This window comes from Tolypothrix sp. FACHB-123, assembly GCF_014697075.1.
Taxonomy (GTDB): domain Bacteria; phylum Cyanobacteriota; class Cyanobacteriia; order Cyanobacteriales; family Nostocaceae; genus Aulosira.
Map to the genome: position 1 here is coordinate 16,688 of NZ_JACJRE010000045.1, position 15,677 is coordinate 32,364.

The following is a 15,677-nucleotide window of genomic DNA, read 5'->3' on the forward strand; positions in this document are numbered from 1 at the left end:
GACTACTGACTACTGACTATTGCCTTCATTAAATATTGTGTCAAAGTAAAGGCATCTACGCCTAATTCTGTACGCTCTTGGGCTGCTATAATTCCAGCTTGAGAATGCCACCAAGAAGCAGTAGCGACAATATCTTCAATGGGAATTTGTTTTTTAATTGCTTGTGCTAGCAATCCGCCCATGATTCCCGTTAATACATCGCCGCTACCACCACGAGCTAAGGCTGGGGTACTTTTGGGATTTAGCCACAATGAACCTTGAGAATTAGCGATCGCAGTTCTCGCACCTTTTAACAAAACTATCGCCCCACTTTGTGCGGCTGCTTCGCGCACAGCTTTGACTCTATCTTGCTGTAAATCAGGAATATTGGGAAATAAACGCTTAAATTCACCTTCGTGAGGTGTAAGTATTGTGGGCGCTTGGCGTTTTTGTAAGGTGGGGATGGTTCCCATTTGTGCCAAAATATTTAAAGCATCAGCATCCAAAACTAAAGGGCGTTTGCTGGCGATTACCTGTTGCACAATGGGAGTGCTATCTGTAGTTAAACCAGGGCCAATGGCGATCGCATCAAAGGCACTTAAATCGGTTTTCTCTGGTAATTTTAATTGGGCGATGGCTCCTGTTTCAGTCTGGGGACAGTCAAGTACCAACGCTTCGGGTAAATGTGACACCAAAATTGGCTTGAGATATTCTGGCACAGCAATTGACAGCATCCCCACACCACTAGCACGCGCACCTAAAGCTGTTAAAATTGCTCCCCCAGCATAACGATAAGAACCGCAAATTAGCAGTAAATGTCCTTCTTTATATTTGTGGGTGACTGGACGACGGGGTATAGGGAGATTGGCGATCGCTTTTGCAGTGGTAATGCGGGTAATTTTTGGCGTATCTTTGAGTACAACTTCTACATCCGCAACAGGGATATCAAAATCAACTAACTCTGCATTACCAAGATAATCTAAAGCCTGATCTTGTAAAAAAGCCAGTTTCCATAAACCTAAGCAAAATGTGTGATTCGCGCGAATTGCAGTTCCTAACACCTCACCTGTATCGGTGTGTAAGCCAGAAGGTAAATCTATGCTAAAAATTGGCTGCTTCCATGTGTTGAATTGCTCGATAGCAGCTGCGATCGCATCTGTCAGCTTTCTTTCTAAACCAAAGCCAAATAAGCCATCAACCAACACATCACAATCTGGTAACTGCTCAATTGCTTGATAACAAGGTATACCCAAACTCTCAGCATATTGCAAATGTTGTGTAGTTAATTCTTTCATCCGCGAAAAAGGCTGATAAATCCAAACCTCATATCCGCGAAAGTACAATTCCCTTGCTACTACTAAAGCATCGCCGCCATTGTGTCCCGGCCCGACTAAAACCCCCACACGGGATTTTCCTTGGGGAATCATTGCTGCTAGGCGGTGGGAAATTAATCCTGCTACCTTTTCCATTAAAGCTACCACAGGCATTCCGGCGGCAAATATCTTCTCTTCAATCTCCCGCATCTGTGCTGCGGTAACGACAAATTGAGAAATTTCTGCTTCTCGGCGCTGACGATCAATCATGAGTCGTAAGTTTTAAGTAATAACTTCTTCATTTTGATGCTTTATCGGCTGAGAGTTTATAAATGTCCAGTTAGATCCATCAGCATCGCATTTTCTTGAATTTACAAAAGTTTACCACTCTTCCTAAATGACAAAAATCTGGTATTATGGATTACATAACGTGGGTTTGCCTTAAACGAAAAACAATTCCAGAAGAGACTTTAAGTCTGCATTAATTGCTGTGCGATCGCTCGTTAGTGAAGTCTGAAGTCATCTGGCAGTTAAAAATAAAGTAAATATACCGAAGGCACGCTAGTAAAATATTAGCTATGTTTTAATTGCAAAAATGAAGGACTTTCGTTGCCAGCGCAACCATATTGAAAAAAGTTTACAAACTAAAGTTCAATGATTAGTAATATTCCCATTCAAGAGCCAGTATGGAAACAAACTGAGCCAACTCGTCTGCCGATTGTGACCGTCGCAGCTTTAGTGACAGACGCTAACTCAGATCGAGTTCTCATTGTCAAAACCACTAAATGGAAAGGTTTATGGGGCGTTCCAGGGGGTAAAGTAGAGTGGGGCGAATCCCTAGAAGCTGCTCTCATCCGTGAATTTCGCGAGGAAGTGGGATTAGATATTACTAATATTCGCTTAGCTTTATTACAAGAATCACGACTTGACCCCCAATTTTGTAAAGAAGCTCACTTTGTCATGCTCAATTACTACGCAGTATCGGCAACAGTCAGCGTCACACCTAACGAAGAAATTGTCGAGTGGCAATGGGTTAGTCCCCAAGAAGCATTAAACTACCCTTTAAATACCTATACTCGGATACTCATAGAAAATTACATACAGCAGATCGATGGTGAGTCGTAAAAAAGCTTTGGTAACTGGTGCAGCTAAAGGTATTGGACGAGCCATTGTACTGGATTTAGCCAGTCAAGGCTTTGATGTTGTAGTACATTATAACCGCAGTTGGGAAGCCGCAAAAGAAGTCACCCAAGCAGCAGCAGCCTATGGGGTGAAAGCTGTTAGCTTACAAGCAGATGTCACCCAAGCAGAACAAGTACGCCATTTAGTAGATACCACAGCCGAACTGCTGGGAGGAATCTCAGTAGTCGTTAATAATGTGGGCAATTACTTGAAAAAATCCATCGAACAAGTTACTCCCCAAGAGTGGCAAGAAATATTAAATACTAACTTGAATGCGACCTTTTATGTGAGTCAAGCAGCCTTACCTCACCTCAAAACAATGGGTTGGGGTCGCATCATCAACTTAGGTTTTGCAGGGGCCCAGCAGTCAGTTGCGCGTCCATTGATTACTCCTTATGTAATTGCAAAAAATGGAATTATTCTCTATACAAAAGCTTTAGCCAAGCAGTTAATAGAACATAAAATTACCGCCAACGTTGTTTCACCAGGAGTCGTAGAAAATTCTTTGAGTCAACCCTTGCATGAAATTCCTTGCCAACGGCTAGCGACTTTTGACGATGTGGTAAAAGTTGTCAATTTTTTTGTAGATACAAATGCTGACTATATCACCGGACAAGTTGTAGAAGTTGCTGGTGGTTGGAATCTCTAACTACGATTTATCTACAATTCAAATCTAGAAATTTAACTAGAGATTGAATCAAATTCGTAGCGACAGTTTATATATGTGCGAAGCTTGGGTAATCGCACATTAATACAGTGGCAAACAGTGGCAAAAATTATCTAGTTTTGATTGCCAAAACTATTGCTGACTCGAATATGTTTTATCGCTCTCATCAGAGCTAATTTTGTTCATCAAAAAATAATGGAGACAATAGATCTATGCAAACATTAGAATCCCCGATTTGTGAACTTAAAACCCTAGAGTTAGAACCAGAAACTCAATTGAAAGTTACTGAACAGGACATGGTTCAAGCTGTAAGAACTTTGCTCATTGGTTTAGGAGAAAATCCAGACCGTGAAGGGCTATTAAATACTCCGGAACGAGTTGTTAAAGCCTTAAAGTTTTTAACTTCCGGTTACCATCAATCTTTAGATGAACTATTGAATGGAGCAGTTTTTACTGAAGATGTCTCTGAGATGGTTTTAGTGAGAGATATTGATATTTTCAGTTCTTGCGAACACCACATTTTACCAATTATTGGTCGCGCCCATGTAGCATATATTCCCAATGGTAAGGTGATTGGACTATCAAAAATTGCGAGAATTTGTGAAATGTATGCTCGCAGATTACAGGTACAAGAACGCTTAACTGCCCAAATTGCTGATGCACTTCAAGAATTACTCAAACCCCAAGGTGTTGCAGTCGTCATTGAAGCCACTCACATGTGTATGGTGATGCGCGGCGTGCAAAAACCACGTTCTTGGACTACTACTAGCGCCATGCGGGGTATGTTTGCAAATGATGACAAAATGCGTCAAGAGTTTATGGGATTGATTCAGCATCAACCTCATTTCCATTGAAAACGTTGAAAGCGACGGGACATTCTATCCCCTTGTAGGTTGAAAGAGATAGTCGTCCCGTCGCTTTGGGCATAGGGCATTGCTAAAATACCACGCTGTAGGGTTAAAAGCAATGCTGTTCCCTGATAGTAGATGTAGTTCAAATACACGAATACTGCTGTTAGGCGATCGCTGTCATAAATCTTAAAATTTTTAAGGATACACATTCCCAGTCCAAGACTGGGAACGAGGTAATCTCTCACAGCTTTATCTAAAAGAAGTTATGCGCTAAGTTGATACCAATGAGCATTTTCATGCCCTGACAAAAATCTATACATATCAAGATTTGCCTAAATTTGGTATCCAAGGGGAAATCTTCACTATTTTCCCCTTGTCCTCCTCACGATCGATAATCTCTGTAGAAACAGTGCTGAGGAGGAAATGAGAGGATGAGATATGTAGCGGTTTTCCAGGAAATCCTGATTAGTAATGATTGAGGTTAATTCCAGCTTCTTTGGCCATTGCTTCTATACCTCTTTTTTCTAAGGTTTTAATTGCTTTGGTAGATAGCTTGAGTTTTACCCAACGATTTCCACTAGGCCACCAAACGCGCTTGCTTTGCAAGTTAGCTTGCTGAAGGCGTTTAGTACGACGGTGAGAGTGGGAAATTGCAAAGGCGTTATTTGCCTTTTTACCTGTTAATTCACAGCGACGAGACATAGCCTGTTTCTCCAGATTGCTATTTCAATACAACCTTTCTATTCTAAGAGGTTTGTGATGAAGATTTGGATCGGGAACTTGCAAATAAATGAAATATCCCAATTATCAGGTTACTAGGAGTGTAATCCTTGAGGACGGGGAAACCCCGCCCCGACAATTTGCGATGATTGATGCTAGGCGGTTTATTTACTGACCTGTTCTGTTAACTTGGTAAGTACTTCGTTTGAGCGTTCTACAAAGGATTTCATCCCTTCAGCGTCAAAGCCTTTTTGTGACATCAAGGCTAAATCGTAGACATGTTGGCAAATCATGTTCGCTAATTGGGCGCTGGGAGATAAGCTATCGCCTTGAATAATGCTACCTTGACTGAGATTCGCTAAATTTTGAATCAGCGGGTGTGCGGTATTTACCAGCAAAATATGATCTTCTGGAAACTCTGTAGTTTGCTGCTGCATCATGGCGTTCATTTCCCGCAAGCGACGGAGAATCTCTGGTAGCAATACCATTGCTGGTGGGGTTCCTTGAGGATTCTCCGATTTTAAAGCTTCGGTACGGATGTTGACCTTGGGTTTGTTGAGGGCTTTCTCAAAGAGTTCTTTGATTACTTCACTCTTGGTTTTGTTGGTGGTGGGGTCGACAATTTCCCCAGCTTTATCTTGATCTAACAAGGTGTTATCCAAGTCGGAATCTACCCGGGTAAATTTAACATCGTTATATTCCCGTTCCAGGAAGTTGATGAAATGGGTATCGATGAAGGAGTCCATAAATAGGACTTCTAGACCTTGGTTTTTATGTAATTCTACATATGCTGCTTGTGTCGCTTCATCGGTACAGTAGAATACTTTGTTTTCGTGGGGTTCTTTGTTCCGTTCTAAGTATTCTTTGAGGGTGGTGTAAGGAATGCTAGTGGATACATTATCTGCACTGGGTGCAGCTGGAGTAACATCTTGCCAAACATCACCTTCAGCAGATTGTACTTCCACCCCTGGAGTATCAGCAGCTTTTTTGGTAACTTTTGCGGTGGTGCGAAAGATGATGATGTCTTCAACTTGTTTTTTAAACTTATCATCGTTGAGAACACCAAATTTCACAAAAGTGCCTAGGTCTTTCCAAGCGCTGATGTATTGTTCGCGGTTGTCGCGGTAAAGTTCTTTGAGGCGATCGCCTACTTTCTTGGCTATATAGTCACCAATTTTGCGGACAGTGCGATCGCCTTGCAATGCACTCCGCGAGACATTTAGGGGAATATCGGTGCTATCAATTACCCCTCGCATGGGCATCAGGAACTGTGGGATAATTTCTTCACAGTTGTCACTGACAAACACTTGGTTGCAAAATAGCTTAATCTGTCCTTTTGTGACATCAACATCCGGCCTCATTTTGGGAAAATACAAAATCCCATTAATAATGAAGGGATAGTCAGTGTTGAGATGCACCCAAAGTAATGGTTCTTCTTGAAAAGGATAGAGATAGCGATAGAACTCTAAGTAATCTTCTTTGGTGAGGTTACTCGGAGATTCCCGCCAAGGTGCTTTTTGCCTATTTAAGACTTCACCGTCCAGTTTGATGGGTACTGGCATGAAGTCGCAATAAGTCTTAACAAGATTTTTAATCCGTGATGATTCTAAATACTCTTCTTCTTCTGCTTGCAGAGTCAGGGTAATGGTGGTACCGCGAGTTGTCCGGGATGATTCTTCTAAAGTGAACTCTGGTGAACCATCACAACTCCAGTGTACTGCTTGCGCCCCTTCTTGGTAAGAGAGGGTATCAATTTCGACTTTTTGCGCCACCATGAAGGAGGAGTAGAAGCCTAGACCAAAGTGGCCGATGATCGGTTGGTCTGATTTACCTTCATACTTGTGAATAAATTCTTCAGCACTAGAGAAAGCAACCTGATTGATATATTTTTTTACTTCCTCTGCTGTCATCCCGATGCCATTATCGGAGATAGAAAGTGTTTTTTTGCTTTTGTCTATGGCTATTTCAATTTCTGGTTCGCCAATCTCTCCCGCATAATCTCCAGCGCGGGATACCATTTTCAGCTTTTGGATCGCGTCTACGGCGTTCGATACCAGTTCCCGCAAAAAGATTTGATGATCGGAGTAAAGAGACTTCTTGATAATCGGGAATATATTCTCAGTATGAATACTGATGGTTCCTTGTTCTAGCATGTTTGGTAATCTTCAATGCAAGGATCTAAATGATGAATATAGCAAATACACCTCACCCCTCGGCTGAAAGGATAAATCCCAAGAATTTCCAAGGGTATGACACCAATTAGGATTTTAAAGGTATAACTTAGCGATCGCTTGCAGTGTAAAGGATTGTTTGCCGTCTATTACTGATTCGGATTTCCCTACTCTACCAGAAAAAATTTGTTTCTCAAGATGAAAAAAGGTGAAACGCCCGATAAAATTTATCAAAAATATACTTAGAGTAGCAAGTACTAAAAATAACTTAATATTATCAGCACTTAATACTCTATAAATATATTTATTATTGTTTAGAATTAAGCTACTAGATCTGTTCAAGAAAGGTTCAATCATGATTTTCTTAATACTAAGAACCAATGATAAGGATTCATTGGTTCTATAAACTCACGTTCTATTTTTAGTCCTGCTGAATTAATATTATCTCTAATTGTTTCTCTGGAGTAACCTCTTAATCCAGCCTCCCAATAATGCTGATTTGATATGGGGATTTTACTCCAAAATTTAGGAATTTTTAATGATAAATGTCTTGCTCTTTCTAAAAATGTAAATTTTATTTTTAAAGAAATTCCTAAAGTGTTATAAGGTAATGAAATTATTAGATATTTGCTATTGAGTGAAAGCTTTTCTAGGATTTTTGAAAACTGAGTAAAATCTATGTGTTCAAGTACTTGAAAAGCTGTAACAACATCAAATCTATCTAGAATAAAATCAGAATTTAGATCTAAAATTAAATCTGGATTGAGATTATGATCGATATCAGCCGTTGTAATTTTATAGCCATGATTCTTTAATAATGTGGCTAATATAGAGTTAAAAATTCCTATTTCTAAAACTTTATCACCAGGTTTTGCATAAATTGTAGTCAGCCTTAGTTGATGACTATAACTGATAAATCTATCAGCTGACAGGTAGTCATTGATGTCTAGATTTAATTGTGTAATCATCACTTTTTCCCTTTAATCTACAAAAGTTATCAGGTTGGTAAACTGGCAGTAAATTGAGATGATATCAATCTACTTTCTAAAACGTAAATTTCAAAATGGTATTTAGAAATCAAGAGTCACAAATAGGAATTTATCAATTACGGTTCCGAAAGTAAATTAGTATAATTAACATCATCTCAATTTTGGTCTCAATGCCAATCACCTTAGTATTCCCATAATCAGGGATTGAATTAATAATTTGTGTAAATTAAAAAGAGAAATGTCAGGAACATCTGTACTGTGCCGTTCTAACTTTGAGAATGGGTAACAGAAAATAGGGAAATCTCTGAAGAGTTCCTTATTTTCAGAATTTCTTTACGTAAATATCCAGAGAATTATCCCAGTTAGCAAGACACAAAAAATACCAGCTAACCCTGCTAGGGGTTTTTTGTTCTTACCCGTCAACCATTCGGATACTTTCCCCGTGTAAGTAATGAGTTCGGCTGTGTCTAAAGTAGCGATCGCCCATACCCAGCCAGCATGTAATCCCCAAGCTATACCCAAATTACCGCCATCGACAAACCTGGCCAATACCAACACTATCCCCATTAGCCACAATCCAGGGAGTTGGGGGATAGTTTCTTTTTGTTCCCAAACAAGGTGAAGTAAAGCAAAAATGACGCTAGAAATGACAGCAGCTAACCAAACTGGGTATTGTTGAGTTAACTCTGTTATTAAGAAACCGCGAAAAATTAACTCTTCGATAGCACCTACTAATAAAGCTATCAAGGGAATTGGTAGTAAATTGGCTAGTACTAACTTGTTATTTTCTGTTTGCCATTGACACCAACCTAGTAAGAATTGTAAGGCAAACACAATAGCTAGGCTAATTACTCCCAAGGCAAAGCCAAAAAGTAAAGAACTTAAAGTGGAAAAATTAACAACAAAGCCGTAATCAGCGAAAGATCCTACACCTAATGAACTCATCCCCCATAAAATTAATGGTGCTAATAAGTACAGAGGTATTAATAATGGTAACTTTTGCTCTGGCTGTAAACTTTTACCAGGTTTCCATTTAAGTGCGATCGCAATGACTATTGCTATTGGTAACCAGCAGAATACCCAAAACATAAAAAAAGCCATCACGACAACTAATACTGGTGCATCTTGGAGAAATACCAGTAGGGTGTTGGCTGATGGCTGCAACAATGTTATTAAAATAGGCATAAAAAACACGACTAACTTCTTGCAACAATAGATTTCTTGATTTTAATCAAGACTCTAATAAAATTAGTCACTTATGCAAGAGGTATAATCGTATTTTTCCGGATACTGCAAATTTTCCAACGACAGTCGTTAGTTTGTTGTGTTGCTAGAGATAAGTTATTCAGCATTAGCTTCAACCTATCCCTATCATCAAAACAACTTACTCTTCGTCGTCTTCTAAATCTTCATCATCTATATCCTCAACGTCCAAATCTGCCGAGGTTAATTTTTTGTCGCTTTCACCAAGTTGAATCAAGTGAATATGCTTGTAACCTAGACGAATTTCAAATTCATCACCTGGCTTTAAGCCCATTGCTTTGGTGTATGTAGCACCAATAACAATTTGACCGTTTTGATGAACGCTAACTCGATATGTCGGTTCGCGACCCCGGCCATCTTTGGGTGCTTCTGGGCTGAGAGGAATTCCTCTAGCAGATAGCAAAGCGTCATAAAAATCGGTGAGATTAACACGAACTTGATTATTCTTAGTGACCGTGTAATAGCCGCACTGCTTTGCTCGTTCACGACGGGGTAAATTGGAAAGCTCTTTTACTTTAGCAAGCAATGCTTTTCCGGTTAATGGTGCGGTTGCAGTTTCAGTCATTATGCTCAAAATTTCCTTAATTTCTCCAAACTAATAAACAGTGTCGTCTGCCAGAATTTAGCTTTTTAGCATCTGCACAGAGCCAATCTGGAAGTACATCTGTGGGTAAATTCCTGCTGCTATGGGGAAGCTCAAGTACCTCTATTATGGTTGCCCACAAATAAATTAGAGGTCATGGCGATCGCAGGCATCAATTTTGGTGATTTTACGTCACTTTTAACCATGATTCGCCAACGAAAATGAAATTATTTTTTCTTTTGGCGCTAATGTAGCGGTGTAACTTTAAGCCACCTTTACAAATTTTGTGGGTTCTACTGCAATCAGTCCAAAAGACTAATAAATTGCAGATTCTCCACTGTCACTGCTTGCCATTATTGCCAGTGAGTTATCAGGTTTACCCTACTATTACTCTTAGGCTTTAGACAGCATGAGATTTGAATATGGTCATACAGGCATACACCCTTTTGGCCTGCTAGTAGAGACGTAAAATTTCTTGTCTCTAAATTACGAAATCAACAAAGCAGTAGTAGCCGCGCTTATACGGCTATTGATACTGGTTTTGTTCCTGCGTAATTTTATATTAAATACTAGCATGGACTAATAATAACAAAATAGTTGTTTTATTTATAATTAAACTTGCTGGTAAATTTTTATTGAAATCTCTTAGCTCCAGGAAGTAAAAAACGGTGAGGATTTTTCTTGCCCTTGATTGCGGTTATGAGGATCTTAGCAGTGGTTTTCTCAAAATTACTTTAGTTTAGACTGTCAGTTTTGACAAGTGAGTTCATCTCAGATTTATTTGATTGTGAGTACACAAAAAGTCATGAGGATGTCCCTAGCTGTTGTTAAGCAACAGACAAAAAGCAGCCAGAGGATTCTTTTCGTCTGTCTTTGGGAAGATTACTTTTTCTTCCTCTGTCTATTGCATTATTGCCACTACTAGATGTTGACGATCGCTGTCACAGTTGTAGATCAACAAAAAGTTCTCAATTCATAACCTTTTGCGGTATCTTTCCTCTAAGGTCTTGACTGCTGTTGACATTAAGATGTAGTGCTAACCTCAGATAGATTTCGTTTGTTAATTTTTGCTAGGACTGTAATTCACACTAATCTATATGCTGCCAAACAGGTCAATGAAATGTAAAGCAGTAATAATTTTTTTGATGTAGGCTCAAGAGAACTAGACAAATATTACCTGCCTAACCCAGGAAACTAAAATTTTAATGGTTATCCTGAAACTAGTGGCGCTCTCAAGTAAGTCAAAAGTGACTCATTTACAAGTCAAAAGACTTTGATGCTAGGCTCTTGTCAGGTTTTAAATACTGGGCTGATTGACGTGCCTGCTGTTCTAGTACCTCTGTGTCTGATGCAAAATATTTTTCAGAAAACTACTCTGGAGGTAGCTGCAAAATTCATCATACTTGAGAATCAGCTAGCTTAAGGACAAAGAGAAAAACTTCACATTTTAATCTTTTGAGCTATTTTTGGGCATTACTCTATTACTGGGGCAGTGTACTAGAATCAGTAGGTCTTTAATCACTAGCATATTAATAGCTAGCTGGAGTAAAGGGCAACAAGAGTATAGCTGATTTCTCCCAGTAACCTGTCTGTAGTTGAGACGATCGAGTGGGTAAGAAAATTTAAAAATTTTGGTTGGTAGTAATGGAAGTTCTTTTTAAGGTTATTCGGCAGCAACACAATTCCTCTCCTGTTTTACAAAGCTACCTTTTAGAGGTAGAACCAGGCAATACCATCTTGGATTGCCTCAATCGCATTAAATGGGAGCAAGATGGCACTTTAGCGTATCGCAAAAATTGTCGCAATACAATTTGTGGCAGCTGCGCTATGCGAATTAATGGGCGATCAGCTTTAGCTTGTAAAGAAAATGTTGGCAGTGAAATTACCAGATTACAAAAGATGCGATCGCCTGCGTCTTCTGAAAATACGATTCCAGAAATCACAATCGCACCTCTGGGGAATATGCCCGTAATTAAAGATTTGGTCGTGGATATGAGCAGCTTCTGGAATAATTTAGAAGCAGTGACTCCCTATGTTAGTACAGCTTCCCGACAAGTTCCAGAAAGAGAATTTTTGCAAACTCCCCAAGAGCGATCGCGGCTCGATCAAACTGGTAATTGTATTATGTGTGGTGCTTGTTACTCGGAATGCAATGCCCGTGAAGTAAATTCAGATTTTGTAGGCCCCCATGCCCTAGCCAAAGCTTACCGAATGGTAGCCGACTCTCGCGACCAAGACACGGAAAATCGCTTAGAAAATTACAACGAAGGGACTAAAGGAGTTTGGGGTTGTACCCGTTGTTTATACTGTGATTCTGTATGTCCAATGGAGGTAGCACCACTAGAGCAAATTACCAAAATTAAACAGGAAATTCTCAGCCGCAAGCAAGCCAGCGATGGGCGTTCAATTCGTCACCGAAAAGTGTTAGTCGAACTTGTGAAAGAAGGCGGCTGGATCGATGAACGTAAATTTGGCTTACACGTTGTCGGTAATTATTTTCGTGATTTGCGAGGATTACTCAGTTTGGCACCCTTAGGTTTAAAGATGATCGCCAAAGGTAAATTTCCACTTTCCTTTGAATCTTCCGAAGGTACACAACAAGTGCGATCGCTTATTGAAGCTGTGCAGGAAACTGTAGAGACTAGAGATTAGGGGCTAGGGGTATGAAGCAGAGGGGCAGGGTGCAGGGGGGAAAGAAATGCTTAAGCAATGCCCACTAGCCTTGAGCGAAGTCGAAAGGATGCCCAATGCCCAATGCCCAATGCCCAATGCCCAATGCCCAATGCCCAATGCCCAATGCCCAATGCCCATTGACTCCCTCACCTTGGATCTTGAGGTATATTTATCGGTTGTCCAAAGCGGTTATAGACAAAAATATCCCATTGCCCATTATTAGTAGTTTCAAAGGCAATTCTAGTACCATCAGCGCTAATCGTGGGATTGCGGACTTCTGCTTGCAGATTCGCAGTTAAATTCCGCGATTGGCGTGTATCGCGATCATAGAGAAAAATAGCCGATCGCCCTTGACGACTGGCTGCAAAAACTACATAACGCCCATCTTCGGACACACTGGGATGAGATGCGATCATATCTAAGGAATTTAAACCAGATAAATCAACTAAATTGCCAGATATGCGATCGAATAAGTAAACATCTTGGCTACCCCGTCTGTCACTAGTAAAAACAATATATCTGCCAGCAATCTGTGGGTTTGATTCCGAGGCTGAACTGTTAAGGCTGCGCCCACCTGGATCGAAAGGATAACTTAAAAGGCGGGGATAGCCAAAACAGCCAGTCAATAAACTTGAGCAAGCAACTACAGATATAACAATAGATTTTTTCATATAGCAGTCATTAGTCATTAGTAAATCGTAAATAGTCTAGTAACTAATAACTCATATTTTTTCTTAACGAAGCGAATGAAAATAAACCAAACTAGCTTAAGAAAGCTTAATAAAATTGAAATCCTTACCAATACATTACCTATGGTGCTGTGGGTGGTGGAGCGATAGTTGCACCATTAGGAATATCTAACTCAATATTGGGGCCCCGGTCTAGGACTTCAATGTCCCACTGACCGCGGCTAGCAGTTTCAAATACTATATAACGCCCGTCTGGGCTGATCCCTGGTTTTCTAACCCAGCCGCGATAAATTGGGGTGAGAATTTGTGACTGTTGGGTAGCGCGATCGTAAAGGGCGACAACAGGTCTACCTTGGTCGCTAGTCAAATAAGCAATGTAACGTCCTGTGTAGCTCAGACTAGGACTCTCAGCAATAGTCTCCGGACGGTTTAAGCCAGGAGTAGGTATAAAACTTTGCCTTTCTAAGTCGTACACCAAAATTTGGTGACTGCCATTGCGATTAGAAACAAACGCTAAAAATCTCCCATTGCCGCTCAAACTTGCTTGCTCTTCTGTGTAACGACTGTTGAGGGAAGTAGGCCCAATCGGGATATTGCTGGAACTGCAAGATACAAGTACAGTTGCCAAGCTAAAAACTAGGCTCCAATTCATCGGTCTTTGGAGCCAAAATCCTGGTGTAAATTTTTTCACCTCACCTGTATTCCATCGCCCCTGACAGTTTTAAATATCATCAAAATTGTTTGAATCATCCGAATTGACATCTGGTCTTTCCAGCGGTTTATACTCTACGTAATCAGTTGGTATCGCCTCATCATCATCACGTTCTCTGCGAGGAGCTTGATCGCTAGCTGGACGGCGTCTTCTGGATCTGGGAGTGACATCCTCATTTCGAGGTTCAGAACGCTGCGGTCGGTTATTGGTACGGCGAGAAGGTTTTCTCACTTCTGATTCCGAACTGTCCCAATCATCAACTTCTCTAGCAGCCGAACCCCAATCTTCTTGTTCTAATGTATCAGTAGGACGGCTCACAGAACGCCCAGAATTACGGCGACGGCTTCTATCCCCTGAGTCTTGTTTATCAGTACTGCTAGACCGTTCTGAACGTCGGGGAGATGAATCTGTGTAGTAATCCTCACGAGATGAACGCTCTTCTCTGCTAGCTCTAATTCGTGGACGTACGGGGCGTTCTTCTTCCTCATAAGGTAAGGGATCTAAATCGTCATCCACTTCAGCTTGATACCCTTGTCGTCGTCGCTTGTCATAAGTATATTTGTTGCTTACTTCTCGCTCATCATCCACAATTGGAGTATTGCGCTTGGCTTGTTGAGTAGCAATACTACGCAAACGAATACTTTCAACGGCAAAAAATACAGTTGTACCCACTAAAAGTAGCTGACCAAATTGCAAAATAGGGTCTAGTCGCCAACCTTGGAAGATTAAAATAAAACCGCAAAGTAAGCCTACTGCTGCAAAAAATATATCTTGATCTCGAGACAGCTCTGGACGCACAGTCCGCAAAAAATACAGTGCTGCCCCAGCCACAGCCAGGAAAATTCCTAAAATACTGGCTGAGTTTGTCCCAAAATTTACTTGAGCCAGAATACTGGCTGAGTTCAGCCCAAAATTTATCATTGATCTATATCCCAATATCAAATCTATGTTAGCGAGTCACAATTAAAATCACTACTCTAATTAGGCACAATAATATTTAAGCTTCAAAGCTTCAGGTAAAGAAGCTTTGAAGCTATCCACCACAAGCTAAAAAATTTTGTGTCTGTCAGCTAAGTATACCCTGTCTCCTGAAAGAGAAATTGCAGTGTACACAGCAATTAGGTAGATAGCCAACAGACAAGCACTTATCAGAGTCAAACTGACTCCCGCTAAGATTATGAACGCTGGATTTTATCTTTTTGGCTAATGAAAATCAAACCAACTGTCGCTGGAATAACGACAATCACACCACCCCAAAACAGACTCCAAAGAAAATTTGCTAAAGCAGGTGTCATAGTTCTCAACCATTTTTTACATACTTCATCATAATTCTAATGGTGTATCAGTTCCTTGAGAAGCACCTAAGTCATGAGCTACAAAAAGACCACTCCCTTGATAAATTAACTGAACGGTTACTCCTAATTTACTTTTCTATGCTTCAGAGGAAGTGGCAGCATTTGGTTAAAATTATAGAGAGTGCTTTACAATGCTTAAAATTTTTGCAATCTCGCCCAGGTTTTTTCTGCGTTCACAGATAGTACTTCAAACCAATGACTGGTGTTAACCTAACTACTTGGATTCTCAATCCTCTATTGGGATTGATGATATTTTTGTTCATTTTTCGCATCATTCTCACTTGGTATCCGCAAGTGGATCTAAATCGGTTCCCTACTAATCTTGTAGCTTGGCCTACCGAACCATTTTTAGCGTTGTTGCGCAAGCTAATACCACCGATAGGTGGAGTAGATATTACCCCGATTATTTGGGTCGGGATTTTCAGTTTGCTACGCGAAATTTTGCTCGGTCAGCAAGGATTACTGACCATGATGTCCCGTGTAAGTTAGGAATGGGTCATGGGGCATTGGGCATTGGGCATTGGGCATTG

The 15,677-nt window shown here is 40.4% G+C and carries 16 protein-coding genes; 5 read left to right on the top strand and 11 right to left on the bottom strand.

What is annotated here, in order from left to right:
* Positions 1-2: 2 nt before the first annotated feature.
* Complete coding sequence (locus H6G41_RS24575; protein ID WP_190749520.1) at positions 3-1,562, bottom strand: NAD(P)H-hydrate dehydratase; 1,560 nt, start codon at positions 1,560-1,562, stop codon at positions 3-5.
* Positions 1,563-1,946: 384 nt separating this feature from the next.
* Here H6G41_RS24575 and H6G41_RS24580 point away from each other — a divergent pair, with 384 nt between their 5' ends.
* The 3 genes from H6G41_RS24580 to folE all read left to right on the top strand — a co-directional run bounded on the left by H6G41_RS24580 (position 1,947) and on the right by folE (position 3,995).
* On the top strand, positions 1,947-2,417 hold the full coding sequence (locus tag H6G41_RS24580; RefSeq protein ID WP_190749523.1) for an NUDIX domain-containing protein: 471 nt from the start codon (positions 1,947-1,949) through the stop codon (positions 2,415-2,417).
* A complete protein-coding gene (tmpR, locus tag H6G41_RS24585) occupies positions 2,404-3,123 on the top strand; it encodes a bifunctional dihydropteridine reductase/dihydrofolate reductase TmpR (RefSeq protein WP_190749525.1) in 720 nt (239 codons plus the stop codon). Before H6G41_RS24580 ends, tmpR begins: the two co-directional genes overlap by 14 nt.
* 230 nt (positions 3,124-3,353) lie before the next feature.
* A complete protein-coding gene (gene folE / locus H6G41_RS24590; RefSeq protein ID WP_190749526.1) occupies positions 3,354-3,995 on the top strand; it encodes a GTP cyclohydrolase I FolE in 642 nt (213 codons plus the stop codon).
* On the opposite strand, the gene H6G41_RS24595 is transcribed toward folE, so the two are convergent.
* From H6G41_RS24595 to H6G41_RS24620, 6 genes are all read right to left on the bottom strand, one after another.
* Positions 3,983-4,237, bottom strand: a complete 255-nt coding sequence (locus H6G41_RS24595) for a hypothetical protein (RefSeq protein ID WP_190749528.1) — start codon at positions 4,235-4,237, stop codon at positions 3,983-3,985. The genes folE and H6G41_RS24595 overlap by 13 nt on opposite strands.
* Positions 4,238-4,457: 220 nt before the next feature.
* Positions 4,458-4,694, bottom strand: coding sequence for a 50S ribosomal protein L28 (rpmB, locus tag H6G41_RS24600; RefSeq protein WP_190749530.1), 237 nt, complete (start codon positions 4,692-4,694; stop codon positions 4,458-4,460).
* Positions 4,695-4,876: 182 nt separating this feature from the next.
* Positions 4,877-6,865, bottom strand: a complete 1,989-nt coding sequence (htpG, locus tag H6G41_RS24605) for a molecular chaperone HtpG (protein ID WP_190749532.1) — start codon at positions 6,863-6,865, stop codon at positions 4,877-4,879.
* Between the two features lie 371 nt (positions 6,866-7,236).
* Positions 7,237-7,851 (bottom strand): methyltransferase domain-containing protein, encoded by a 615-nt coding sequence (locus H6G41_RS24610; RefSeq protein WP_190749534.1) that lies wholly within the window; start codon positions 7,849-7,851, stop codon positions 7,237-7,239.
* Between the two features lie 354 nt (positions 7,852-8,205).
* Positions 8,206-9,066 carry a CPBP family intramembrane glutamic endopeptidase gene (locus H6G41_RS24615; RefSeq protein WP_190749536.1) on the bottom strand — a complete coding sequence of 287 codons (861 nt, stop codon included), beginning with the start codon at positions 9,064-9,066 and terminating at the stop codon, positions 8,206-8,208.
* A gap of 190 nt (positions 9,067-9,256) precedes the next feature.
* Positions 9,257-9,700 carry an AbrB family transcriptional regulator gene (locus tag H6G41_RS24620; protein WP_190749538.1) on the bottom strand — a complete coding sequence of 148 codons (444 nt, stop codon included), beginning with the start codon at positions 9,698-9,700 and terminating at the stop codon, positions 9,257-9,259.
* Positions 9,701-11,362: 1,662 nt separating this feature from the next.
* On the opposite strand from H6G41_RS24620, the gene H6G41_RS24625 reads away from it, so the two are divergent.
* A complete protein-coding gene (locus H6G41_RS24625) occupies positions 11,363-12,370 on the top strand; it encodes a succinate dehydrogenase/fumarate reductase iron-sulfur subunit (protein WP_190749540.1) in 1,008 nt (335 codons plus the stop codon).
* A 167-nt stretch (positions 12,371-12,537) separates the two neighbouring features.
* Here the strand turns inward: H6G41_RS24625 and H6G41_RS24630 are convergent, their stop codons facing one another.
* The 4 genes from H6G41_RS24630 to psbX form a co-directional block, all read right to left on the bottom strand.
* Positions 12,538-13,062: a PD40 domain-containing protein gene (locus H6G41_RS24630; protein WP_190749542.1), complete on the bottom strand. Its 525-nt coding sequence runs from the start codon at positions 13,060-13,062 to the stop codon at positions 12,538-12,540.
* A gap of 139 nt (positions 13,063-13,201) precedes the next feature.
* Complete coding sequence (locus H6G41_RS24635) at positions 13,202-13,771, bottom strand: PD40 domain-containing protein (protein ID WP_190749544.1); 570 nt, start codon at positions 13,769-13,771, stop codon at positions 13,202-13,204.
* 30 nt (positions 13,772-13,801) lie between these two features.
* Complete coding sequence (locus H6G41_RS24640; protein ID WP_190749546.1) at positions 13,802-14,713, bottom strand: Ycf66 family protein; 912 nt, start codon at positions 14,711-14,713, stop codon at positions 13,802-13,804.
* Positions 14,714-14,967: 254 nt separating this feature from the next.
* Positions 14,968-15,087, bottom strand: a complete 120-nt coding sequence (gene psbX / locus H6G41_RS24645; RefSeq protein WP_190749548.1) for a photosystem II reaction center X protein — start codon at positions 15,085-15,087, stop codon at positions 14,968-14,970.
* 255 nt (positions 15,088-15,342) lie between these two features.
* Between psbX and H6G41_RS24650 the strand changes: the two genes are divergently transcribed.
* On the top strand, positions 15,343-15,636 hold the full coding sequence (locus tag H6G41_RS24650) for a YggT family protein (protein ID WP_190749550.1): 294 nt from the start codon (positions 15,343-15,345) through the stop codon (positions 15,634-15,636).
* Positions 15,637-15,677: the final 41 nt, after the last annotated feature.